Here is a 25936-nt window from a genome sequence, read left to right on the forward strand (position 1 = left end):
GTACAGAACGTTTAGTATATGGCAAGTAGGGCAGTAGAAAGCGATAAACTTGCAATTTTGTACTAAGCCAAAGCGTTGTATTTTGTTTTTAATTTATTCATTTTTAAAAGCCAAATCAACGATTTGGCGGTGTTTGTAAATTGCACCGAACTTTCGCTAACCACCGAACGACCTATTTGTCATATACAGTGTTAGTTACAGCTTTATTTTTACGTCTAAAATTAATTCCTAATATGTTCTTGTTTTTTGGTTGCTGTTTGTACTTTATTAATATTAATGGCAGAACTTATTAAAGCAATTGAAATAAGCTGAAACAAAATGAAATGACCAGATATTCCTCTGAATTCGTATGCTATGTATTTAAAGTATTCTATTTCCGTGATTTCTCGTACAGTTTTTCCTTTGCTAGTCAAGATATAAACATCATTCAGTCTATCAGCACTTAATCCTTCAGTCAGATACATTAGTGAGTAAAAGAAATTGAAAAATACATAAGGAATAATTAAGATGATTAGAACTTTTAAATAATAAGGAGTTCCTTTCAAAACATCTTTCCACATTCCCATAGGATTGTTTTTATCCACTAGTTTTTGTGTTGATTTAATTCCAGTGATAAAAGAGGGGAAAATGGCTACTCCAAGTAAAAATGTTATTGAAGTGTCAGTAGTCTTTAAGTTGGGGAAATAAGTGAGAATATGGAAAGTCAAACTGGCAATAGCAAAACAGATTGCAATAGTGTAAAAAATGTAAAGTGTACTTAATTTCATTCTTCCTAATTGTAACTAACGTTTTGGCTAAGCGTAATGCGGTAGTAAGGAAACCTTTCGGTTCCGCCTGCGCACGAAGCTAAAGCTTATTGTTTAGTTTTATTTTTCTTATCCAAAGCTAAATTCATAAGATTTAGCGACTTTATGAATATACAAAGACCTTTTTGCTTTTGCCCTAAAGTTCGCATTACGTTTAGGCATTGCTGGCAACTGGCTTTATTCCATTAAAATTAATTTTTAAAATCTATTACCCCGTAGTCTAAGTAAGAGAGAATTAACTAACAATAATGCATAAAAACTAAAAAGAGATGTAATTTATCCAATAAAATTTATAACAATTACGTTTAGATTTTTTTAGATAAAAACTTTTTTATGACAAAAATTTTAAATTTATTTTTATTGTTTGTTTTGATTTCTTGTTCTTCAGAAACTTCGGATAATGAAAGTGTCACAGAGACTCCTGAAGATGAATTAGAGTTGTCTTTGGATTTAGAAAGAAATATTTTTGGCATAGATGAAAGAATTATAATAAATGCCTCTTCAGATGAAACTCTTAGTTTGGGATGTATTGGTTCCGATTTTTTTAATCCAGATGTTAGTCAACTAACGAAGTGCGTAGGTATTGATAATGAGAATCAATTTCAAGTAAGTTTTAGTTATCAAACAGTAGGTCTTAAAACTTTTTTCATTAAGGCACAAACTCAAGATGGTAAAGTAAGAAGAGTGGAAAGGCAAATTCAAGTTGATTCGATTACTAATTCGGTTAGAATATCAAAGGTTACTCTCAACACTTATCCAAACAAAGGAAAGTCCTTCGATTCAAGTTTTTCAGATACCGATCCTGAACGGCTAGCGGATTTATATTTCCTAATTAATAAGAGATATGTAGGGATAGATGTGAGCAAGGAAACTCCTTCATATAAACATGTCGATCTTCCAATTTCAGAGGTACATGAAAATGAAAGCAGTTTTGAATGGAATTATGAAAATAACGAATTGTTATTTAGTGTAGATAATGTATTGTATTTTGAATTATTTGATTTAGACGGGGATCCTACTAATTCTGAACATTTCACTAATTGGTTTTTAAATTTTGGGGACTATGTTAGTGAAAAGCCTAGTCAGATAAATATTGACAACTATGGAGGTAGTGTTAAAGTAACCTTTGAACTTGATTGGAATTAGACAATTTTTTTAAATAGTATTCGTTTTTTCAGCTTGTTTACAACGTTTTATGTATGGTGCGTTTGCATCCCGCAGGGTGCATATGCACTATACAAATTGTTGTAGGTAGTTTTTATTGTTATTCATAATCTCTTTGCCACGTAATTTCATTATTCTCGTGAAATATTGGACATAGAATTTTAACTATTTCCTCTTTCTCGTTTTTTAGTCGCCATTCCGAACTATTAATCAAATAAAGGAATTTGGATTCTTCGTTACACATTTTATTATAGTTTTCCTCATCACCATTTTCTAGATACTTACTTGATTCAATTGAATGTTTAATAAAATTTGAGAGATGTGTATTATTTGTTTTTCCGTCATAATTGAATTTGAATCTGATATTGCCTGAGCTTCGCATATCCCAGTTTGTTTCCGTCAATTCTCCGATTTCAATATCTTTCCAGAATAAATTCATACTTTTTATTTTGGGAATTCAACTTTAATAATCTCTGCTTCTCCAATTTTATTTGGTCCTTCATGAATCCACCATTTTCTTCCGATATCCATATATTCATCAATCGGTTGTCTCGATAAAAATCGGACTAAAACTTCTTTAGTTTCTCCAGGCATAATCCATTCATTCTGATCAAATTGAATATCTCCCATATATGCATATTTGAATTGTCCATTAGTTTGGTATTCAAAAACGTGGTTTGGTCTGTATCCACTTTTTATCCCAGCTTTTCTTCCGCCATTTTCTGTCGAAATGATTTTTAATTTTGCTTTCACGTGAATCAATTCAGGTGTTTCGTCAAGGTCAAAATCAGTAATGCTATAATCAGTATATTTTCCGAAAGCGTGAGTGTCAAAAACTTTTCCGTAGCCTAAATTAAGCCATCTTTTGTAAATCAATTTTCTATTGAAGTACAGGTAAAGTTCATTGTCGTCTTTTATTTCCTTTCGTATTATCACAGTTCATTTAGATTACTTACAACAATTAAATATATAACATATGTTATATATATATATCTTTTATACTACCAATATACCAAATTACATTTGAAGAAAACCCGTACTAGTTTAAACTGTATGAACAACTGCTTTATACTAAATAAAAAAAGCCCGTCTTAACAGACGAGCTTTTATAAACAACTTAAATTAAAACAAACTATTCAAAAGAAGTTTCCCCTACGTTAGGGTTGTACACATAATTAAAAGTGTAGTAAGGTGTTGCATCGGTAAATGGATCCGGCACCGCTGGGGCATCTTCGTAGTAGCTAATAAATTCTACCTTAACATAATTACCTTCTGTAGTTTTAAAAACAAACACTTTACCAGGTATAGCGGTAACGGTAAAGCTTTCAGAATTATAATTGTACCAGCCATTATCGCTACCTGTTGGTATGGCAAATGATGTTTCTGAGTCTTGGTTGAAAGTAAGGTCAGCGGCAGAGGTTACACTGGTAAATGTTCCAGTTACTATTGCAGCGCTAACATCTCCGTTTCTTGTTGGTTCATCTGTTGTACCTGTTGCAACGCCACCGTTCACGGCAATTGTTGTTCCTCTAAAGGCAATGTCCCAATTAGTATCACTTGTAGTTTCTGCGCCTGTTTCAAAATCGAATTTGGTGAATTCGCCACCAACCGGTTCTCCTTGTCCTCCTGTTTGTGGAGCGTATAGATTGCTTACCGTTTCAGTTAATAACGGTTCTGTTTGGGTACTGTCATCGTCGTTGCTACAAGAGGCGAATGCCACTGCTAAAAATACTACTGCTAAAATGTTCTTCGTCATGGTCATGTAATTAATACCTGCGCGTTGTCAGGTGGGTTAAAATTGATAATTTAGTTTTAGGTATCCTTGAATTCCCGGCATTGTCGGGATATTGTTATCGGTATAGTCCAAAAGGTTATTTGCACCTACCTGTAATGTGAAATCAGAATAAAAGGTTTTGCTCACTGCCGCATTTACGGTTACGAAACCATCTATAAAACTGGTGTCATAATTATCTATGAGGTCGTTTCCATTGGTGTCGTACTGCGCGTATTTACTTCTATACAGTACACGCATATTTACATTGGTACTGGCAGACGGTATATCATAATACACCTTAAAATTAGCATTGTGTCGAGAGCGATTGACCAAGCCGAAATAGTCTGATTGTGATAATGCGACCGACTGCCCACTTGCTGCATCGCGTACAAATACTTGATTATCTGCTACATCTTGTTTTTTCTGCTTGTCAAAAGCATATAGCAATTGGTACCCGGCACTAATGTTCAGTTCATCGGTAATTTTATAGCTTGAATTGATTTCAAAGCCTGTGGTATATATTTCATCAAAATTCATGTAACTGAATACATTTTGTCCGTTGGTCTTGCTCGCAATAATTCGCGTGTCGATCAGGTTCTTAAAATCGTTTCTAAAGAAATTGACATCGGTAGTACCTCTGCCATGTTTTAAATTGAACCCTAAGTTGTAGCCAATAGAACTTTCTGCTTCCAAGGGTTTGCTTAGGTCATCTTCAGAAACTACAACATTCAGTATCTGTTCTTGTTCTTCTAATTCTTGTAACTTGTCTAAAGCTACATTATAGCCTAGTACGGTGTACCCAACGGCAGAATTGGTAAAGTCGAAATACAGCTGCCTAAAATCGGGTGCTTTAAAACCGTAGCCAACAGAACCCTTGATCGATAGATTGTTATTTAATTGGTAACGCAAAGCCAATTTAGGGCTGAATTGGTTGTTGTATTCTGAATGATTATCAAACCGTGCACCGGCAATAATATTCAACTTTTCAATAGGATTAAAATCGTACTGTGCATAAAGGTATTGAGAGGTGAAGTTGACTGTTTCATCAAAATAGGTTCTGTCTAGCTCATCTAGTTGTATACCCATACCAGCAGTTAAAGTTCCGTTTTGTAACCCAGTATTATTTTCGTTTTTAGAAGCAAATGTGTAGCTGCCACGTACCTCTGGGCGAAATAGTTTTTGTTTAAAATCACTATCACTTAAAACATCTGTAGAAATAGGATCTGCCAATAATTCCGTAGCTATATAATTTGTATAATAAAGCTCGTAGGCCATGGTAAGATTTGGGGTCCATTTATGGTCTAATCTAGCGTGAGTATTCCATTCACGTTCTTTGGTATCACCTTCATATTGTATACTGTCTAGTGTAAAACCTGCATCTTGGATTTGATCGTAAAAACGTGCGGAGGTGAATAGGGATAGTTTATCGTTGAAATCATAATACAAACGACCATTTAAAGTGTAGTTGGTAAACGGATTCACGGTTTGTCCTTCTACTTCTTCATTTAAATCATACCCGTTAGATGAAAATCTATTAGCGAAAAATCCGTAACGAAACTTTTTAAATGCTTGTTTCAAATCTAAATTAATATCCTGTTGAGTGAAACTTCCTATTCTGTAAGATGCATTACCACTTAAGGCTTCCGTTTGTGGTTTTTCTGTGATGATATTTATCACTCCGCCTAAAGCCTCAGAACCATATAAAGAGCTTGCCGGACCTTTTACTACTTCAATCTGTTTAATATTCCCTACGGTTAATCTGCTTAAATCAAAATTACCTGCACTTCTGCCTACTAGGGGAACGCCATCTATTAGAATAAGAATATAGTCTGATGCGATACCTTGTATTTGTACGCCTTGAAATCCGCTTTCATCAGCAACGGTTATTATACCTGTTTGCTCGTTCAATATTTCATTTAAACGAACTGTACCAGATTTTATAATTTGCTTTTTGCCCACCAAGGTAACGGGTAGGGGAAGAGATGATAGTTGACGCTCGGTTCTAGTGGCGGTAACAATAACTTCATCTAGTTGTTGCGATAAAATAGAATCTTTAGCACTTTCTACCTGACTTTGAGCAAGTGTCAATTGATAGGTAATAAGCAGTAAGTAGGGAACAAACTTATATCGCATTATTCTTATTTAGAATTATTCTTAATACTCGACAAATATATAAACAATTCTTATTTAGAATAAATAAAAATAACTATTTTTGTTGTCGAACCAGAAAACGATAAAATAAAATCTAATGAGAACACCCATTTCTATTGCCATGGCACTGGTAATTTGTGTAAGTGCCTTTTCACAAAAAGATAAAATGAAGAAAGACCGCGAAGCAATTAAGCGTATGTGCGGTTGTTATGAAGTGACTTTTAACTTCGCAGAAACCTTTAACTATAGTACAGACTCGCTATATAAACCATCAAAAACCAAAGTAGATAAAGGCTTAGAGTGGGCAGAACTAATAGCAGACAAGGACGATAAAATCTCTATTCAACATTTATTACAAGTGGGTAACCCTGCAGAGCCACATATTGTAAAGCACTGGAGACAAGATTGGTTGTTTGAGAATACGGACTTGTACTCTTACAATGCAGATAATACGTGGACATTCTTAAAATTGCCTGCTGATCAGGTAAAAGGACAGTGGACGCAAAAAGTGTATCAGGTAGATGATAGTCCTAGATATGAAGGGTCTTCAACTTGGGTACATGTAGATGGTAAAAGCTACTGGGAAAATACCGCAGATGCGCCACTACCTAGGCGTGAGTATACTACTAGAAGCGATTATAACTTAACTGTACGTGGTAACCGTCATGAAGTAACCGACTATGGTTGGTTGCATGACCAAGATAATACTAAGGTAATTCGTGAAGCTGGTAAAGAAGATGTTATTCTTGCTCAAGAAAAAGGGTATAATACCTACGTGAAAGTCGATGATAGCAGATGTGCCGCAGCTGCTGCTTGGTGGAAAACCAACACGGATAAATGGGCAATAGTACGTACCAAGTGGGATGATATATATGGTCGTAATCAAGACCTTTCTTTAGAACAGAAAGTAGATAATAAAGTATTGTATAAGTATCTTTTTGATGATGAATATGATCAAAAAGGGGAGATAGAAGAAGTAATTGAATCATTTGTTAAAAAATAAGAACATGAAAACCGTAAAACAAATAGCCTTAACCGCTCTGTTGTTTGTAAGCTTCACTGGTATTGCACAGCAGAAAAATGAGTTGATAGATCGTAAATTTTGGAAGAGTAATCCAGATGTTGCTACCATAAAACAAAAAGTTGCAGAAGGTAATGACCCTGCTGAGATGGATAGCAATTCTTTTGATGCTACTACTTTGGCAATTACCAGTAAGGCAGATACAGAGGTAGTTAAATATTTATTATCTCTTGAAGGTAACGCTGTAGATAAGAAAACTCATGATAGTCGTATTTATTTACACTGGGCAGCGTATGCTGGCGATGCTGAGTTGGTTCAGTTTTTATTAGATAATGGTGCATCGGTTACGGCTTTGGACAGTCACCGTTATACACCGCTTGCTTTTGGTGCAAATGCCGGACTTACAAACCCTGCAATTTATAATGCTTTTGAAAAGAAAGGTGTGAATTTAGTGGAGGAGAAAAATGAACATGGTGCTAATGTTTTACTATTGGCTGCACCTTCTCTTAAAACAGAAAAAGAATTGAATTTCTTTTTAGATAAAGGTTTGTCTTTAGAAAGTAACGATGAGGATGGTAACGGAATTTTCAACTACGCTTCTAAAAAAGGAAATATAGATTTTTTAAATCTTCTTATTAAAAAGGGAGTTGATTACAAGTCACTTAATGATAATGGAGGTAATGCTTTTATGTTCGCATCGCAAGGTGGCCGCGGATTCAGTAATGGCTTGCCTGTCTATACCTATTTAAAAGGTCTTGGTTTGGAACCTAATATTGTAGAGAAAAATGGGAGCACACCGTTACACCGTTTAGCTTTTGGTATTAAGGACTCTGCAATTATTGAGCTTTTCTTAAATGCTGGTGCAGATGTAAACCAAGCAGACGAAGAGGGGAATACTCCGTTTTTAAACGCTGCTGCTAGAAACCAGCTTTCTATAGTTCAATTATTATCTAAAAATGTGAAGGATATCAATGCTGCCAATAAGAGTGGGGAAACTGCACTTATGCTAGCGGCTCATAGTAACAAGGCGGATGTGGTTGAGTTTTTAATAAGTAAGGGAGCGGATATCAATGCTCAAGATACTGCGGGTAATACGGCTGCTTACTTTTTGGCAGATTCGTATAATAAAAGAAACGCCAAGGCTTTTGATGCTAAGTTAGCTTTATTGAAGTCTAAAGGATTAAAATTCAATACCGTTCAAGGTGAAGGTAATACGTTATATCATGTGGCTGCTAAGAAAAATAACCTTGAGTTATTGAAAAAAGTGTCCGATTTTAATATCGATGTCAATGCTAAGAACGATGAAGGCTTAACTGCTTTACATGTAGCTGCAATGAAGGCAGAGAATGATAAGTTGCTTAAATTCTTACTTGCTAAAGGTGCAGATGCAAAGAGTACAACAGATTTTGAAGAAACGGTATATGATTTGGCTAGTGAAAACGAATTATTGCAGAAAGAGAATACTTCTCTTAATTTCTTAAAGCAATAGGAAAGTAAATCATATTTATAAACCGCTAATAGAGAACAAATTTTTATATACATGAACAAATTTTTAAAATATATTCCGGCAATTCTATTGGTAGGGTCTTTATTGACCGCATTCAACCCTGTAGATAAGACTCCTGTAAAATGTCTTATTCAATTAACAAACTATTCAGGTGAAGGTGCTTATTTAATCGTATCTATTGTTGATGCCAATAATGAATATGTAGAAACGATTTACGTTCAAGGTAAAGACAGCGAATGGTACAGTGAAATTACAGAGTGGTGGAAATTCTACGGAAAAAATCGCCCCAATATAGATGCTATTTCTGGTGAGACCATTAGTGGTGGAGAACGCGCACTGAATGTTTTACAAATTCCTACGGATAAAATAGACCAGGGTTATCAACTACGTTTTGAAACTTCTGTTGAAGATCAAGGGTATTATGCTGATGATATTCAATTTCCGTTAACCACAGAAAACTTGACCACCAAAGTAGAGGGTAAAGGTTTTATTCGATACGTACGTATGTTGCCTCAGTAATTGTTTTAAAACATTGTCTTTGCGAGCAGCATTTCGAGAAGAAGCAATCTGTTGAAGAGTAGCTGCATGTGAGTTTTGCGTTACCATGAATCAGAATTACTTCTTTGCGAGGAGCATTTCGCGACGAAGCAATCTGTCAAATTTAGGTAGTGTATGAGTTCTCAGCTACAAATTAACAGATTACTAAATTATGTTCGTGATAAAGTTTTATAGTTAGTGCGTTTATTTTTTACAATCACAATTATATATTCCAGAATGTCTTAGTACAGACATTCTGGAATTTTTAAAATAATAAGATTACAAAATTACATTTCTATTTATGACCATTTCTATTTGGCGCTTTAGTCATCTTACACTTGCCTTGGTTTCTTCACTATTCTTGATAGTGGCTTCTGTGACCGGAATCATTTTAGCGGTAGAACCCATTTCTCACCAAGCAAAAGGCTATGCGGTAGAAAATTGGGAAGAAGTGTCATTGGCAACCACCATAGATGCATTAAAGAATTCTTATGATGAGGTTTTAGAATTAGAAGTAGAATCATCAGGATTCGTAAAGGCTTCGGTTTTGACTATGGAGATGGAAACATTAGACATATATGTGAATCCTATTACGGGTGAACAATTAGGTGAGGTTGAAGAACGACCGTACATATATACTTTTGCGACTAACGTACACCGTTCTTTATTTCTAAAAAGTATAGGTCGATTTTTTGTCGGTCTTATTTCTTTATTCTTATGTATTATTGCCATTACCGGGATTGTGTTGCTTGTTAAGCGCCAAGGTGGATTCTTAAAATTATTTTCGAAAGTCCAGAAAGATTATTTTGAATTACGATACCATGTCGTACTCAGTAGATGGTTCTTTATTCCCATCGTGATACTTGCATTTACGGGTGTTTATTTATCTGCCGAGAAGTTTAATTTATTGCCGGATACTGTTGTCGAGAAACAAGATGTTACTTCAAATGGAGCCTCTAAGGTTTATGAACATATTACTGATGTTCCATTTTTTAAGGAAACTAGCTTGGCAGATATTAGACAGGTAGAATTTCCTTTTTCTAGTGATCCAGAAGAATATTACCTTATTGCTTTACAGAATAAAGAGGTTGATGTAAATCAGCATACGGGCGCTATAGTGCGCAGTGCAGATTACCCTTTTGTAACATTGGCATCAAGACTAAGTTTGGTATTACACACGGGTGAGGGTAATGTCATCTGGTCTATTATATTATTGCTTGCAAGTGCCTCTATTCTATTTTTTATGTATTCAGGTTTTGTAATGACGTTGAAGCGTAGAAAGAAAGCAAAACGGATAACGCAAATAACAGATAAAGATGAATGTGAGTATATCATCTTAGTAGGGTCGGAGAGTGGTACGGCGTTCGATTTTGCACAGCGATTTTATAAGGGATTAACAAAGGTTGAAAAGAAAGTCTATTTATCAGAGCTAAATAACTATACTGAATACGCAAACGCGACCAACATTATTATTTTCACATCTACGTATGGTGAAGGTGAGCCGCCAACAAATGCGCGTAAATTTTCTGAATTGTTTTCGAGGATACAACAACCTAATAAAATCGATTTTTCGGTAATTGGTTTTGGTTCATTGGATTATCCAGATTACTGTAAGTTCGCTATTGAGATAGATGATCAAATAGCATCAGCAAAGAATTTTCAACAGCAATTGCCTTTGTTTAAAATTAATAAAGCAGATTTCGATTCTTTTGAACTTTGGATGATACAATTCTCTAATAAAGTCGGATTCATAATTCCTGTAGAAAGACCACTTTTAAGAAAGAAAAAATATAAGAAAGTTGAGTTTGAAGTATTGGAGCGAACCGATTTAAATGTCGATGATACGTTCTTATTAAAACTACTACCAAAATCTAAAGTTGATTTCACTTCGGGAGATTTATTAGAAGTATTTCCAAATGATGATGATACCGTTCGTCAATATTCAATTGCCAGAATTGACGATACTATTTTACTTAGTATTAAAAAACACGAGTTAGGTAGAGGTTCTAATTACCTCTTCAGATTAAAAATTGGCGAAACTATAAAAGCTGCAATAGATCGAAACGAAGACTTCCATTTTCCGAAAAATGGAAAAAAATCAATTTTCATCTCAAATGGCACCGGCATAGCTCCTTTCTTAGGTATGATCTCTGAAAATACAACTCAGCATATCTCAATGTTCTGGGGAGGACGTGAAAAGGCTTCTATGGAGATTTATAATTCCGTTTTGGAAAAAGAAGTCTTAAATCATGAAAATATCAATGTATTTACATCATTCTCTAGGGAAGGTGAAAAGCAATATGTTCAAGATGTCGTTTTAGAGCAAAAAGAGTTAGTGTTGAAAACCATTAACCAAAATGGTACCATTATGATTTGTGGATTACTGGCTATGCAACATGATGTTCTTGATGTGTTAGAAAGAATATTGCAAGGCAACCAAGCCATCAGTTTTGAAGCTTTTGAAAAGAGCGGTCAGCTAAAAACAGATTGTTATTAAGCCGTCATTGCGAGGAGCTTTTTTTGCGACGAAGCAATCTGTTGAATTTCTACACCAAGTGAGTTCTCGGCTACCAATAAACAGATTACTTCACTACGTTCGTAATGATGGTTATTTCCATTGCATCCTCTGCAATCGCACTGCATTCAAAATTGCTAAAAGCGCAACACCAACATCGGCAAAAACAGCTTCCCACATAGTAGCTAATCCGCCGGCACCTATAGCTAAAACAATAAGCTTTACACCAAATGCCAGGGCAATATTTTGCCATACAATTTTTCTTGTAGAATTCCCGATTTTGATTGCGGTAGCAATCTTAGAAGGCTGATCGTTTTGTATAATAACATCGGCAGTTTCAATGGCGACGTCACTACCCAAGCCACCCATAGCAATACCGACATCACTTATGGCTAGAACAGGAGCATCGTTAATTCCATCGCCTACAAAGGCAATTTTGGTATTGGATTGTTTTTTAAGTTCCGCTACTTCTTCTAGTTTTTCTTCCGGTAATAATCCGCCTTTTGCCCAGTCAATTCCCAATTCTTTAGCTACTTGTTGGGTAATGGAATCGGTATCTCCAGAAAGCATGATAATTTTATCAATTCCTGCCTTACGCATATTTGCTATAGCTTCGAATGCGTCATCTTTTAATTCGTCAGCTATGGTCACATAACCGGCAAATTTTCCATCTATAGCCATCATTACAATAGATTCTACTATACTTTCTGTTTCAATGGGAATGTCAATTTGATGCGAATTCATCAAGTTTTTGTTTCCGACCAAAACAGATTTACCGTTTACTATTCCTTTTAATCCTTTACCGGCAATTTCAATAACATCCGTAGCTTTAAACTTGTCTCCGTTTGTCTTATATTCCAAAATTGCCTTTGCAATAGGGTGTGTAGATTGTTCTTCAATGGCGATCAAGTACTTCATGAATTCGTCTTCGGTAATGATCTGATCTTTAACAAGATCCTTAATCTTAAAAACCCCTTTAGTTATAGTGCCTGTTTTGTCCATTACCACAGTGTTGACCTTGGTTATGGTGTCTAAAAACGATGCGCCTTTAAATAGAATTCCGTTTCGTGAGGCAGCTCCCAGGCCACCAAAATAACCTAACGGAATAGAAATTACCAAGGCGCACGGACAAGAAATAACAAGGAAAATTAAAGCTCTGTACAACCAATCTTGAAAAACATAATTCTCTACAAAAAAGTAAGGTAAAAAGGTTAGCGCAATAGCTAGGTAGGTGACAATAGGTGTGTAGACTTTTGCGAATTTTCTAATAAAAAGTTCTGTCTTAGATTTACGAGAAGTAGCATTCTGCACCATATCAAGAATACGGGCAATGGAACTATCTTTAAAAACCTTAGTGGTTTCAATTTCAATCACTCCGTCTAGATTTATGCTTCCGCCGTATATGGCATCTCCTTTTTTAAGGGCATCAGGCTTGCTTTCTCCTGTTAAGGCGGCAGTATTAAAAGAACCTTTTTCTGATTGTAGAATACCGTCTAGCGGGACTTTATCGCCAACTCTGACTTGTATTATTTCTCCTGTTTTAACCTTTTCTGGAGCGACGGCAATAAATTGATCATCACGGAAAACCAAGGCTTGATCTGGTCGCAGATCAAGTAAAGCTTTAATACTGCCTCTAGCACGCTGAACCGCAGCGCTTTGAAAAAGTTCACCCACTGCGTAGAACACCATTACGGCAACACCTTCTGGGTATTCACCAATACCAAAAGCCCCGATAGTAGCTACACCCATTAAAAAGAATTCTGTAAAGAAATTCCCTTTTTTAATGCTATCCCAACCTTCTTTTAATACAGGTAAGCCAACAGGTATGTATGCGATTATGTACCATGCTAATCGTACATATCCTTTGAAAAAATGTAGGGTATTGAAATAGTCTAATACCATACCAGTAACAAGCATTGTAAAGCTTATGAGTGCTGGTAGATATAAATTGTAATTTGATGTATCTGTGGCTGCTTCATGGCTATGCCCCTCGTCACTGCAATGGGCGCAAGTACTCTTTGTTTTTGTAAATGTTTTTAAATCTGTCATCTTCTTTTGCATTATAAAACAAAGGTGGGCAAAAGAGTGGTGCAACAGAAGTGCATTTAATGGTCACTACATGAATCGCATATACCTTTTATCACCAAATTGGCATCTTCCGCAATGTAACCTGCAGGTAAATTGATATGTGGAATTTTGTGTTCGGTCAAACAAACGGTTTTGTCACATTGTCCACAGTGAAAATGTAAGTGTAAATCTTGGTCGATCTCACAATTACAGCCGGGTTGACATAATGCAAATTTTGAAACATTGGTGCCGTCATCTATTTGATGAACAATACCTTTTTCTTCAAATGTTTTTAAAGTTCTGTACAGTGTAGTTCGCTCCGCTTTTTCAAATGCATTCTCAATATCGGTAAGCGCTACTGCATTTTGTTTGCCAGCCATGAATTTGTAAATAAGTATACGCATAGCAGTAGGGCGTACACTTTTATTATCTAATGTTTTTTCTATTTCAGTCATGCAAAAACGGAGTTTAAGAATACGCTTAACACTAATGTAATCAATGTTTTAAAAGATTTCAACTTCAGAGGATCTTTAACTTTAAATTAAGCAATTTAAGGTGTTTGAAACTGCTTACTTTTTGTTGTAAAGTGCTGAAAATTTGAAAAATAACGTGTCTGAAAGTGATTTTTTTTAAAATGGAGATTACCGATTAAAAAATCTCTAAATCATGGTCTTTCTTTACTTGAGAAATGGAGATGTTTTTGCTATAGTTGCCTCAACTTTTGAGCTAGTAGTCTAGGTTTTTGTTTGGCGGTTAATGATCCTTCAGTCAGTAAGATAGCAGATTTTAATTACAGATGATCTTTAACTTTTTTGTCTTTATTTTTTAATAATCAAAAAGTGTTTGAAGTCTATTCAATATCGTGAGCAATATGAAAAATAGCATCACCTTGATTCACGATTGGTGATTCGTTGATGCAAATTATATATCCTGAATCTTTTGCTTTTACTTTCTTTTCAAAATACCCGAACGGACCAGAAATACTTCCTATTTCTTCTCCCTTTTCTACTGCTTGTCCAATTTTGATTGATGGGTGAAACATACCTGAATGTTTTGCTCGAATCCATTTAGAGGCATGAACCAATTTTGGAACAGTTTCTTTCAAGGCATATTCTCCAAGTTCTTTTTCGAAATTTCGCATGCCCAAGTAATGCATCATTCGCAATGCGCCAACAATACCCGTATCGGTTATTTCACTGTCTATTTGAAGCGATTTTCCGCCTTCATATAATAATACCTTCTTATCAAGTTGATGCAATGTTTCTCGAAACGATTTTTCTCTTCCGGCGGACTTTACAATGAATTCTGCGCCAAATACTTTTGCCAATGCTAATCCGTCCAGATCATCTTTGTCGATTCTTATCTGCGGGGCGTTAAATCGGCTATCGCCCCCAGTGTGGTAATCTATACAGTAATCTATAACCGGTGCAATGTCTTTGACTAAATGATAGGCAAAACGGCTTGCTAAGGATCCTCTTAAGCTACCAGGGAAAACCCTGTTCAAATCTCTGCCATCAGGAAATTGACGGGTCTGGTTCAAGAATCCGAATATATTTACAACGGGAATACAAATAACCATTCCACATTCTGGGGTATTGAATTTTTTGGATACTATTTGTCTAACTATTTCAACACCATTAATTTCATTACCGTGAATACCGCCAGTGATCAATAGGGTAGGACCATCTTTTTTACCACGCTGCACAATTACCGGAACTTCAATTTTTGTTCTGGTGTGTAATTTTGCGATATCCAAATTCAATTGTGCGCCTTTGCCCTTCTGAATGGTTTCTCCTAAAAGTGTATATTTTTTATTAAACATCTTGTATTACCTACATTAAGATTTCTACTATAACCTAAAGGGTTACGGTTTGGTATATTTTGATCGGTAAAATTAGTCTTTAAAAAGATGAGTATTACTTAAAAAGTTATTTGTTTATGGGGCGATTAATAGTGAATCATGTTCTTTGTTTGGACTTTTGCTTTGCTTTTTGACGCCTATAAAATGTGTTCTGTGATTGGCAAAAATTAAATTTATCTTTGAGTAGTTAATTACACTGTATTTTAAAAACTATATGAACATTTATAAGTCCGTCTCCTATATCATATTATTGCTTTTTATAGCATCTTGTAAAAATCAGAACAATAACGAAGCTAGCGGCGTTGCTCAAGAAAATCATGAATTCACTAATGATCTTATAAACGAGACCAGCCCTTACTTGTTACAACATGCACACAACCCTGTAGATTGGAAAGCTTGGTCTGAGGATGTATTTAAAAAAGCATCCGAAGAAAATAAGCTAGTTGTTTTAAGTGTAGGGTATTCTACTTGTCATTGGTGTCATGTTATGGAAGAGGAGTCTTTTGAAGATACAGATGTAGCTAAACTTATGAATGATAAGTTTGTTAGCATTAAAGTTGATAGAGAAGAACGACCAGATTTAGATATGGTTTACCAGACAGCTCTGCAATTGGTTAACGGAACAGGAGGGTGGCCTATGAACGCCATTATTATGCCAAATGGGAGTCCGGTGTTTTTAGGTACTTACTATGAGAAAGAAGAATGGAAGAATATTTTAGTCAAGTTCAGTACGGAGTATGAAAAGAATCCTGAGAAAATGGCGGAGTATGCCACCATGTTGGCAGGCGGCGTACAAGAGGTTTATGATCAGCCGGCAAAACAATTAGCAAATGCCATTACACCGGATAAATTTGTAGACGGAATTACGGAGTGGGCTACTCTTTGGGATAAACAATGGGGCGGTAACCTGGGGCAGCAGAAATTTATACTACCCGCTAATTTGACGATGCTATTAGATTATGCGGTTCTACAAAAAGATGGCGAAGCGGAAAATCATGTTATCAATACATTGGATAAAGTAATACATGGTGGAATTTATGATCATGTAGATGGTGGCTTTTTTAGATACAGCACAGATAATACATGGAAAGTTCCTCATTTTGAAAAGATGCTGTATGATAATGCACAGCTCGTGTATTTACTTTCAAAAGCATATAAGTTGACTAAAAATAAGGAGTACAAAACTAAGGTGGAGGAAACCCTGAAGTTTTTGAAGGTTGAAATGAGAAATGAAGATGGAGGTTATTTTAGCGCTATGGATGCTGATACCAAAGGGGAAGAAGGAGTCTATTATGTTTGGAAGAAGGAAGAACTGCAGTCATTATTAGGTGATGACTTTGAATTATTCTCCAAATTCTTCGATATAGAGGATAGTCAGGTTTGGGAAGATGGAAACTATGTGTTGAACAACACCATTTCTAAAGATAAATTTTTAAAGGAGTTCGATTTGAGTGAAGAAGCCTTTGATAAGAAAAAGGAGAATTGGAAATCGACTTTGTATCGAGCGAGGCAAAAAAGAGAAAAGCCAACTAAAGACTATAAGATTTTAACATCCTGGAACGCTCTTTTAATTGATGGGCTTTTGGAGGCATATAAAGCTTTTGGTGAGGAAATATATTTAAGAGAGGCTGTGTCCATATTTAATTATTTGCAACTGCATAATTATAAAGGCGGAGAATTAGTGCATTCTTACACTAAGGATAGTCAGCAGAAAGAGGTGTTCTTAGAAGATTATGCTTTTTTGGCTAAAAGTGCTTTTGCCTTATATGAAGTTACCTTTGATGTCTCATATTTACAGATTTCAAAAGAGTTGATGAATTTAGGTTCAGAAAAGTATAAAAGTAATTCTGAGTTGTTCTATTATAATGTTTCTAATGATTTGGTGCCGAGTATAATTAATACTTCTGACGGAGTGGTGCCATCAGCGAACGCTATTATGGCGCAGAATTTTCTGCGAATTGGTCATTTAGAATACAATACCGATTATTTAAAAAAGGCAGAGGCAATGGGAGCATTGATTACAAGTGATTTTGAAAATCATGCTGTAAGTTACGGAGCATGGGGATCTCTGCTTTTGCAACAAGCATATCCTTTTTATGAAATAGTGGTTGTTGGTAAAGATGCAAAAAAAATGTTATCAGAAATAAACAGCACATACATCGTTAATTCGATTATCGTTGGCTCTACTGTTGAGAGTGATATTTCTCTTTTTAAAGATCGTTTTAATGAAGATGAAACCTTTGTTTATGTATGTCAGAATAATACTTGTAAACTACCTGTAAAAACAGTTACTGATGCTTTTGGTCAGATGAAGTCTTTTGGTTACCAGGGTTTTAAGTAGATTTATGATTAGTTGATCTTTAATAGCTTTTGTTGCTATTTTGATTAAGTTTACAGCGTTTTTGTATGGAAGACTGGTATGCCTATCCTTTATTAATTCTTGTTGGTTTCGTTGTTGGTTTTATCAATACTGTTGCTGGCGGCGGGTCTCTACTATCGTTACCTATTTTGATTTTTTTAGGGTTACCATCAACTTTAGCAAATGGTACAAATAGGGTAGCGGTAATTTTTCAAACTGCTATAGCTACCGCGGGGTTTAAAAGTAAAGGCGTTTCTACATTCCCTTTTAATATATACTTAGGATGTGCTGCTTTTTTCGGTTCTATTCTCGGAGCTCGTTTAGCTGTTGATATTAGTGAGACCCTTTTTAATAGGATACTTGCCATTGTTATGGTTTGCGTGGTGCTAATAGTAGCGTTCGGACCAAAAATTGGAATGAAAGAGATTCAAGAGCGGCTTACCGGAAAATACTTGTGGCTTGGTATTATATCATTTTTCTTTTTCGGAATTTATGGCGGATTTATAAATGCGGGACTTGGATTTATAATCATACTATTTTTGCACTATGTAAATAGAATGACCCTGGTGCGTTCAAATGCGACCAAAGTTGCCGTTGTTTTTATGTATATGGTTTCGGCGTTGATTGTATTTGCATGGAACAACCAAGTAAATTGGAAGATTGGCTTAATACTGGCAATAGGTAATGGTAGTGGTGCTTGGGTAGCAAGTAGGGTGTCTGTAAATATGGGAGATGGCTTTGTGAAAAAGTTCTTGATTTTTATGGTGTCGATACTAGCTGTAAAACTTTGGTTTTACCAATAATTTAACCAAAATTTGTAATACAATATAAAATAAGATAGCATGCCAGGTTTTGAGTTGTTTGGAGAGAGTGAGAAAAGTCAAGTTCAAGATGTTTTAGATTCTGGGGTGTTAATGCGTTACGGCTTTGATGGTATGCGAAATAACCATTGGAAGGCTTTAGAACTTGAAGAAGCCTTGACGAAACGAATGGACTCAAAATATGCACAATTGGTAAGTAGCGGTACTGCTGCTTTAACTGTTGCGCTTGCAAGTGCAGGTATTGGAGCGGGAGATGAGGTCATAATGCCAACCTTTACTTTTGTTGCAAGTTTTGAATCTATTTTAGCAATTGGTGCCATACCCATTCTTGTTGATGTTGATGATACTTTAACTTTAAGCCCTAAAGCAGTTGAAGATGCCATTACCAATAAAACTAAAGTAGTCATGCCGGTTCATATGTGTGGTTCTATGGCAGATCTTGATGCACTGAAGGCTATTTGTGATAAACATCATTTACTGCTGCTAGAAGATGCCTGTCAGGCTATAGGAGGTAGTTATAATGGTAAACCTTTGGGTAGCTATGGTGATTTAGGTTGTTTCTCTTTTGATTATGTGAAAACGATAACTTGTGGTGAAGGCGGTGCGATCATTACCAATAACGAAACTTATAAAACAAATGCCGATCATTACTCAGATCATGGTCATGATCATGTAGGTAATAACCGGGGAGCGGAAACGCATCCATTTTTAGGGTATAATTTTAGGATTTCAGAATTACATGCAGCTGTTGGCTGTGCACAAATAGAGCGTTTAGATGATTTCTTAGCTATTCAAAAGAAAAATTATACTGTTTTAAGAGATACCTTGTCGCCACTTAAAAATATTACATTCAGAAAGGTGCCAACTGGTGGCGTGGAAAACTATTCATTTTTATCGTTCTTTTTACCTAATCAAGAAAAAGCCAAAGCAGCGCATACAGCTTTAAGTGAAGCTGGTGTTGATGCCTGTTTTTATTGGTTTGATAATAACTGGCATTACTATAAAGAGTGGGAACATTTAACCTCTAAAAGATCTTTAGGTAAATTACCGCAAGAAGTTGTAAATCAGTTACCTGAATACTCTAAATCTGATTTTTCAAAATCTGACGCTTGGATAGGTAGGACCATTTCTTGCCTCGTAAAACTAAGCTGGACAGAAGAAGAAGTTGTTGAACGCGCTTCTAAAATGAAAGAAGTACTTTCTAAATTTTCTTAAGTATAAAGTTTAATTAGTAAGATACGTACTCAATAATCTCTAATCCGTAACCTACAATACCTACGCGTTTTGCTTGGGTGCTGTTGGTCATTAATTTCATTTTATGAATACCTAAATCATGAAGTATTTGAGCTCCGATTCCGAAGTCACGATTATCCATTTCAATCTTAGGAGCTTTGTGAACACCTTGTTTTTGCAATTCTTTCAACTCCTTTAATCTTGAAAGTAAATTAAGGGATTCTGAATCTTGATTAATGAATACTATGGCTCCTTTGCCTTCTTCATTAATTTTATTGAACATATCCTCTAGCTTTTCGTCCGGATTATGCGTAAGCGTCCCTAATATATCATTATTGATAAGGGTAGAGTTGATTCTGGTCAAGATTTTTTCATCCGAAGACCATGAACCTTTTGTTAATGCAATATGGATATGATTATTTGTAGTTTGCTTGTAAGCTCGTAACCTAAATTCGCCAAAACGTGTGGTAATATCAAAATCAACTTCTTTGTCTATTAAACTATCATGTTCCATTCTATAGGCAACAAGAGATTCAATAGATACTATTTTAAGATCGAATTTTTTAGCAACTTTCACCAATTGTGGTAGGCGAGCCATTGTTCCGTCCTCGTTCATGATTTCTACAATGATACCAGCTGGTTGTAATCCTGCTAATCGTGCAAAATCAATGGCAGCTTCTGTATGTCCTGTTCTACGTAATACGCCACCTTCTTTAGCTACTAACGGAAAAATATGTCCAGGTCTTGCCAAATCATGTGGTTTGGTATCGCTCTCAGTTAGTGCTATAACGGTTTTAGATCTGTCACCGGCAGAAATACCTGTGGTAACTCCTTTTCCTCTTAAATCTACAGATACGGTAAATGCAGTTTCTAAAGGATCGGTATTGGTGCTGACCATCATATGTAATCCCAGATCTTTGCAACGACCTTCTGTTAGAGGAGCGCAGATTAGACCTCTACCATGGGTTGCCATAAAATTGACCGTTTCTGGTGTAGCAAGTTCTGCCGCAGCCAAAAAATCCCCTTCATTTTCGCGGTTTTCATCATCAACAACGATAATTACTTTACCGGCGCGAATATCTTCAATCGCTTCTTCTATAGTGTTCAATTGTATGGTACTAAGATCTGTCATGGTTATGAATCAGCTTTATCTTTTTTCTTAAATAATTTTTTGAAGAAATCGGCTATAAATCCGAAATCCATCATTCCTTTATCTTCCGTCGCTCTTTTGGTTAAAACAACTCCTAAAGGCAACATAATCAACGTTGATAGCCATGCGCCCAACATTGGGTGTATATTTCCCTCTTTAGCATAGTTTCCTGCAAATACACCAATGAAGTAATAGATTAAAAATAATACTATGGCGATAACCATAGGTAAGCCTAAACCACCTTTTCTAATAATAGCACCTAATGGGGCACCAACGAAGAAAAGAATGATACAGGAGAATGCCAACGCGTATTTGTTGTGAAGTGAAAGAATATGCATGTTGTAGATTTTGTATCTCTTTTGCATTTCTTCTTTTTTACCACTAACGGTTCCTAGAATACTAGAGGTGGCGTTTTTGGCACTGCTTAAAATTTGTATTTGTTGCCAGTCTGGAAAAAGCACCAGAAAATTGTCATTTATAGAATCTTGTAGTGCAACATTATTCTTGGCTAAAATCGCCTTGGCAGCAATTATAGAATCCTTTTTACTGATCATTTCCGTTTTGGTGGAGTCCTTCTTTTTTGGGACTAAAGGCGCAAACATTCCCGTTCTGCCTTCAATATTTTTAGAAAAAGCACGAACAATACGGTAATTATCACCACGTAAGGAATCAATATCTTTTGTTAGTCGAGATATATTCTTCATTTTGTCCGTACTGATATCTCTTTCTTCTTCTAGTTCATCGTTATTGATCTCAGGGATTTCGATGTTCATAGTATAGGTGTCAAAATCTGCACGAGCAAATGGAAATTTCATTTTTTTGTCATTGCTCTTGGTTTCAACATCTTGATACATGTGTCCGTCTTGCAATACTAATTGTATTACGTCTGAATCTTCACTACTTATCAATTCTCCTTTATAGGATTTTATCACCCTAGTATTTACATTATTGGCAGATTTGGTATGGATAATGACATTTTTTAAAAAGCGGTCATTTTCGCCATACTTTTCATCTACTTTGATATTCATTCCTTCAAAATCACTAAATACCCCTTCAGATACTACTGCGGCTGGTTTTACCTTAGCAATATTTCTACGTAGGTTGTATATTTTTCGTTGTGATAAAGGAATGATATTATTGGCGAAAAAGAAGGTAACTCCGCCTAAAATGGTAACGAATATGATTAAACTTAGCATAGATCGTTGCAGGGAAATACCTGATGCTTTCATTGCAGCGAATTCGTAATTCTCTGCTATGGATCCAAAGGTTAAAATAGAAGATAAAAGTACGGTTAGGGGTAGTACCTTTTCTGTAAGATCTGGCATTAGGTAGAACAGGAACTTACCAATGATAACGATATCTAAGCCTTTACCGGCTAAATCATCAATAAAAAGCCAAATCGTTTGAAATATGAAGATGAACATCAATATTACAAACGAACTGACAAAATTAAAGACGAACCTTGATAGGATATATCGGTCTAGTATTCTCAATAGTTCTAATTTCTTAGAATGAAATAACCTTCATCCTTATATTTAGCTTCATCAAAAGTAAATAAGGTTTTGGACAAAGTTTGATCTGTTTTAAAAGAATTAACAGTGATCGTAGTTTTTGTGCCGTTTTTACCTGTTTCAATTAAGTTATAAATGTGCTTAGTGCCCATGTCAATACCTAATAATCTAGATTTTATTTCCGTATCAGAATCAATAGGTGTCAATTTTACATATTGTATTTTTCTGCCTTGAATATTTTGTAGGATATCCCAAGCATAATTATGTCCTTCCTGATAGAAAGTTAACATTTTTGAAGGTGTCATCGCATTTTCGTCTTCAGATTGGTCTTCAATTGTTACTTCTTCATTTTCTGGAACAATCGTGTACACTTTGTTCCCGTCAAATATTTGTTTTGAACCTAAATAATTGAACATGTATTTATTGCCAGCAAGGGTTACATCACCTCTTGTTTCTTGATTTATACCAGCATCTGCGTTTTTTAAATCAAATTTAAAATCTACAAAGATGTTGTCATAACTTTGTACTTTGTTATAAACTTCATCAAGTAGGGCTTTTGCTTTGTCAGAACTTTGCGCATTTGCAATGGTTACTGTAAACATAATCGTCAATACAAAAATAATTTTCTTCATCTTTTTTAATATTATTCGTTATCCAATATTTGTTGAAGGGCAACCATATCTGCCACATATACTTGTCTGGCTTTACTGCCTTCAAACGGACCTACAATTCCTGCTGCTTCTAATTGGTCAATAATTCTACCGGCTCTATTGTAGCCTAATTTCAATTTACGTTGAATTAATGAGGCTGAACCTTGTTGTGCAATTACGATAACCTCTGCGGCTTCACGGAACTTTGCATCCCTTTCAGACACGTTATTATCAAGACTCGTGCCAGAATCCTCGCCAACATACTCTGGTAATTCGTGCGCTTCTGGATAAGCTCTCTGACTACCAATGAATTCAGTGATTTTGGCAACCTCAGGAGTGTCTACGAAGGCACATTGAATACGGGTGACATCATTACCTTGTGTAAATAACATATCACCTCTACCAATCAATTGATCAGCACCTGCAGTATCTAAAATTGTTCTTGAATCTATTTTAGAAGTTACTCTAAATGCTAGCCTTGCAGGGAAGTTGGCTTTAATAATACCTGTAATAACATTTACGGAAGGTCTCTGCGTTGCAATGATCAAATGTATACCAATTGCCCTTGCTAACTGGGCAAGTCTTGCAACGGGTGTTTCTACCTCTTTACCGGCTGTCATGATCAAATCGGCAAACTCATCAATTACCAATACAATGTATGGTAAGAATTTGTGTCCGTCATTCGGATTCAGTTTTCTAGCCTTAAACTTGGTATTGTATTCCTTTAAATTACGTACCATTGCCAATTTTAGCAACTCGTACCTGTTGTCCATTTCAATACAAAGGGAATTCAATGTATGGATTACTTTGGTGTTATCTGTAATAATGGCTTCTTCTGAATCTGGAAGCTTAGCCAAGAAATGGCGTTCTATTTTATTATAAAGCGTAAGTTCAACTTTCTTAGGATCTACTAAGATAAATTTTACCTCTGCTGGATGTTTTTTGTATAGTAATGAAGTTAAAACTGCATTTAGACCTACAGATTTACCTTGACCTGTAGCACCTGCCATCAACATGTGAGGCATTTTTGCTAAATCTACTACGAAGGTTTCGTTGCTAATAGTCTTACCAAACGCAATTGGTAATTCCATTTCGGCTTTCTGAAACTTACTAGAAGCAATTACAGAACGCATAGAAACTATCGATGAATTCTTATTAGGTACTTCAATACCAATAGTTCCTTTACCAGGAATAGGGGCAATGATACGTATACCTAAAGCTGCTAATGATAAAGCGATATCATCTTCAAGGTTTTTAATTTTTGAAATACGAACACCCGCTTCCGGTACTATTTCATATAAGGTAACAGTAGGACCAATGGTAGCCTTGATCTGTGCAATTCCAATTTTATAATTTTTTAGAGTTTCTACAATTCTATTCTTGTTCTCCTCTAATTCTTCTTGGTTAATAGTGATACCACCAGTTGTACCGTGTTGGTCCAACAGATCAATATGTGGGAATTTGTAGTTGCCTAGTTCTAATGTTGGGTCAAATTCACCAAAATCATCTACTAATTTATTTGCTAGAACATCAACTTCTTCGGGCTCTTCAATAACCGATTCAACCTCCATGGCTAAAGATTCCTCTGGCTCAGGTTCTGGAACGGTTACTTCAAAATCTTTGATTTCTTCTTTCTTAGTCTCTTTCTCTTTTTCTAAATGAGGAATTTCTGCTTTATGTGTATAAGTGTCCACAATTACGGGAGCCTCCTCTTCTAAAGAAGTGGCAAGCATATCATCTTGCTCTTTTTTCTTATTTGCCTTACGTTCTTGGTTGGCTTTAAATTCTGTTGATATAGCTTCTTTTCTAGATTTAAAGAATGATGAAATACCTTCAGGGGTTACATTAAATAACCTAACAAGAATAAATATGAGTCCGAAAATTAATAATAGTAGTACACCTATTTTCCCAGCGTAATCCTGTAGAAAATCGTTCATTTCAAAACCTATCAACCCTCCTAATAGGGGGCTAGTGGTTGCAAAGAAACCTAGGGCAATAGAAATCCAGATTACGAATAATAATCCCCAAATCCATTTTTTGAACAATGCCTTTAAAGACAGTCCTAAAAAAAGATGTATCCCCGTAATACATACTAGGAAAGGGAAAATTAGAGAAGCTACACCAAAGCCCTTGTACATGAAAAAGTGGCTAATACTTGCTCCAAATTTATTCAGTAAGTTTTTTGCAAGCTCATTACGGTCTTTAAACTCTGTCAATAGACTTTGGTCGTCCTGCCAGTTAAAATAGAATGAGATAAATGAAAAGAACAGCGCAATACTAAAAAGCATTAATAAACTACCCAAAATGATTTTATTCTGTTTGGATAATTTAAACGGTGCTCGTTTTTTAGTAGGTTTCGGCTTTGATTTAGTTGCCTTTTTTGCCATTAAAACTTAATTCTGATGCTAAATTACAAATTTACGATGAGCTACGGACTACTCTAAAATACCTTGGGGAGGTAAATGATAAGACCAATAATAGTGGATGCGATAGAAACTAGCATAACGGCACCTGCTGAAATATCCTTTATAAATCCGATTTTAACATCGAACTCTGGCTGAATATAGTCTGCAATTTTTTCTACCGCCGTATTCATTCCCTCAATTCCTAAAACAATTGCAATAGCAAATATTTGAAGAATCCATTCGGTATTTGAGATATCAAAGTAGAAACCCGCAGCAGTCATTACTATGGCAATGAAAACTTGAATTTTTATACTTGCTTCGGTGCGTATTAAAAGGAAGGCGCCTTTTAGGGCAAAGCCAACACTTTTAATACGATTTACCAAAAAGGATTCTTTGGGCATGAG

Annotated in this window: 21 protein-coding genes; 8 read left to right on the forward strand and 13 right to left on the reverse strand. The window is 35.6% G+C overall.

What is annotated here, in order from left to right; all coding sequences use genetic code 11:
* Positions 1–221 precede the first annotated feature (221 nt).
* Positions 222–767 carry a hypothetical protein gene (locus UH1x_RS17195; protein ID WP_482623203.1) on the reverse strand — a complete coding sequence of 182 codons (546 nt, stop codon included), beginning with the start codon at positions 765–767 and terminating at the stop codon, positions 222–224.
* Between the two features lie 372 nt (positions 768–1139).
* On the opposite strand from UH1x_RS17195, the gene UH1x_RS17200 reads away from it, so the two are divergent.
* Positions 1140–1952, forward strand: a complete 813-nt coding sequence (locus UH1x_RS17200) for a hypothetical protein (protein WP_482623204.1) — start codon at positions 1140–1142, stop codon at positions 1950–1952.
* Positions 1953–2070: 118 nt separating this feature from the next.
* On the opposite strand, the gene UH1x_RS17205 is transcribed toward UH1x_RS17200, so the two are convergent.
* From UH1x_RS17205 to UH1x_RS17220, 4 genes are all read right to left on the reverse strand, one after another.
* Entirely contained in the window at positions 2071–2409 is a 339-nt protein-coding gene (locus UH1x_RS17205) for a hypothetical protein (protein WP_482623205.1), read from the reverse strand.
* A gap of 5 nt (positions 2410–2414) precedes the next feature.
* On the reverse strand, positions 2415–2906 hold the full coding sequence (locus UH1x_RS17210; RefSeq protein WP_482623206.1) for a hypothetical protein: 492 nt from the start codon (positions 2904–2906) through the stop codon (positions 2415–2417).
* A 196-nt stretch (positions 2907–3102) separates the two neighbouring features.
* Entirely contained in the window at positions 3103–3726 is a 624-nt protein-coding gene (locus tag UH1x_RS17215) for an HmuY family protein (protein WP_482623207.1), read from the reverse strand.
* 36 nt (positions 3727–3762) lie between these two features.
* A complete protein-coding gene (locus tag UH1x_RS17220) occupies positions 3763–5877 on the reverse strand; it encodes a TonB-dependent receptor plug domain-containing protein (protein WP_482623208.1) in 2115 nt (704 codons plus the stop codon).
* A gap of 115 nt (positions 5878–5992) precedes the next feature.
* Between UH1x_RS17220 and UH1x_RS17225 the strand changes: the two genes are divergently transcribed.
* The 4 genes from UH1x_RS17225 to UH1x_RS17240 all read left to right on the forward strand — a co-directional run bounded on the left by UH1x_RS17225 (position 5993) and on the right by UH1x_RS17240 (position 11457).
* The gene (locus tag UH1x_RS17225; RefSeq protein ID WP_482623209.1) at positions 5993–6898 is read left to right on the forward strand and encodes a DUF6607 family protein; all 906 of its coding nucleotides are present in this window, start codon (positions 5993–5995) and stop codon (positions 6896–6898) included.
* 4 nt (positions 6899–6902) lie between these two features.
* Positions 6903–8405, forward strand: a complete 1503-nt coding sequence (locus UH1x_RS17230) for an ankyrin repeat domain-containing protein (protein WP_482623210.1) — start codon at positions 6903–6905, stop codon at positions 8403–8405.
* A gap of 51 nt (positions 8406–8456) precedes the next feature.
* Positions 8457–8942 (forward strand): DUF2271 domain-containing protein, encoded by a 486-nt coding sequence (locus UH1x_RS17235; protein ID WP_482623211.1) that lies wholly within the window; start codon positions 8457–8459, stop codon positions 8940–8942.
* A 319-nt stretch (positions 8943–9261) separates the two neighbouring features.
* A complete protein-coding gene (locus tag UH1x_RS17240; RefSeq protein ID WP_482623212.1) occupies positions 9262–11457 on the forward strand; it encodes a PepSY domain-containing protein in 2196 nt (731 codons plus the stop codon).
* A 111-nt stretch (positions 11458–11568) separates the two neighbouring features.
* Here UH1x_RS17240 and UH1x_RS17245 read toward each other — a convergent pair whose 3' ends face one another.
* The 3 genes from UH1x_RS17245 to UH1x_RS17255 form a co-directional block, all read right to left on the reverse strand.
* Positions 11569–13524, reverse strand: coding sequence for a heavy metal translocating P-type ATPase (locus UH1x_RS17245; RefSeq protein WP_482623213.1), 1956 nt, complete (start codon positions 13522–13524; stop codon positions 11569–11571).
* Between the two features lie 56 nt (positions 13525–13580).
* Positions 13581–13997 carry a Fur family transcriptional regulator gene (locus UH1x_RS17250; RefSeq protein WP_396634740.1) on the reverse strand — a complete coding sequence of 139 codons (417 nt, stop codon included), beginning with the start codon at positions 13995–13997 and terminating at the stop codon, positions 13581–13583.
* Between the two features lie 395 nt (positions 13998–14392).
* Complete coding sequence (locus tag UH1x_RS17255) at positions 14393–15364, reverse strand: succinylglutamate desuccinylase/aspartoacylase family protein (RefSeq protein ID WP_482623214.1); 972 nt, start codon at positions 15362–15364, stop codon at positions 14393–14395.
* Positions 15365–15617: 253 nt separating this feature from the next.
* Between UH1x_RS17255 and UH1x_RS17260 the strand changes: the two genes are divergently transcribed.
* The 3 genes from UH1x_RS17260 (at position 15618) to UH1x_RS17270 (ending at position 19798) form a co-directional block, all read left to right on the forward strand.
* A complete protein-coding gene (locus UH1x_RS17260) occupies positions 15618–17744 on the forward strand; it encodes a thioredoxin domain-containing protein (RefSeq protein WP_482623215.1) in 2127 nt (708 codons plus the stop codon).
* A 65-nt stretch (positions 17745–17809) separates the two neighbouring features.
* Positions 17810–18565 (forward strand): sulfite exporter TauE/SafE family protein, encoded by a 756-nt coding sequence (locus tag UH1x_RS17265; protein WP_482623216.1) that lies wholly within the window; start codon positions 17810–17812, stop codon positions 18563–18565.
* Positions 18566–18604: 39 nt separating this feature from the next.
* Positions 18605–19798 carry a DegT/DnrJ/EryC1/StrS family aminotransferase gene (locus tag UH1x_RS17270; RefSeq protein WP_482623217.1) on the forward strand — a complete coding sequence of 398 codons (1194 nt, stop codon included), beginning with the start codon at positions 18605–18607 and terminating at the stop codon, positions 19796–19798.
* Positions 19799–19811: 13 nt separating this feature from the next.
* Here the strand turns inward: UH1x_RS17270 and ribB are convergent, their stop codons facing one another.
* From ribB to UH1x_RS17295, 5 genes are all read right to left on the reverse strand, one after another.
* Positions 19812–20948 carry a 3,4-dihydroxy-2-butanone-4-phosphate synthase gene (gene ribB, locus UH1x_RS17275; RefSeq protein ID WP_482623218.1) on the reverse strand — a complete coding sequence of 379 codons (1137 nt, stop codon included), beginning with the start codon at positions 20946–20948 and terminating at the stop codon, positions 19812–19814.
* A 2-nt stretch (positions 20949–20950) separates the two neighbouring features.
* On the reverse strand, positions 20951–22390 hold the full coding sequence (locus UH1x_RS17280; RefSeq protein WP_482623219.1) for an LptF/LptG family permease: 1440 nt from the start codon (positions 22388–22390) through the stop codon (positions 20951–20953).
* A gap of 74 nt (positions 22391–22464) precedes the next feature.
* On the reverse strand, positions 22465–23109 hold the full coding sequence (gene lolA1 / locus UH1x_RS17285) for an outer membrane lipoprotein periplasmic chaperone LolA1 (protein ID WP_396634733.1): 645 nt from the start codon (positions 23107–23109) through the stop codon (positions 22465–22467).
* Between the two features lie 11 nt (positions 23110–23120).
* Positions 23121–25514: an FtsK/SpoIIIE family DNA translocase gene (locus UH1x_RS17290; RefSeq protein WP_482623220.1), complete on the reverse strand. Its 2394-nt coding sequence runs from the start codon at positions 25512–25514 to the stop codon at positions 23121–23123.
* A gap of 53 nt (positions 25515–25567) precedes the next feature.
* The gene (locus UH1x_RS17295) at positions 25568–25933 is read right to left on the reverse strand and encodes a diacylglycerol kinase (protein WP_482623221.1); all 366 of its coding nucleotides are present in this window, start codon (positions 25931–25933) and stop codon (positions 25568–25570) included.
* Positions 25934–25936: the final 3 nt, after the last annotated feature.

This window comes from Maribacter sp. UH1 (assembly GCF_056839145.1).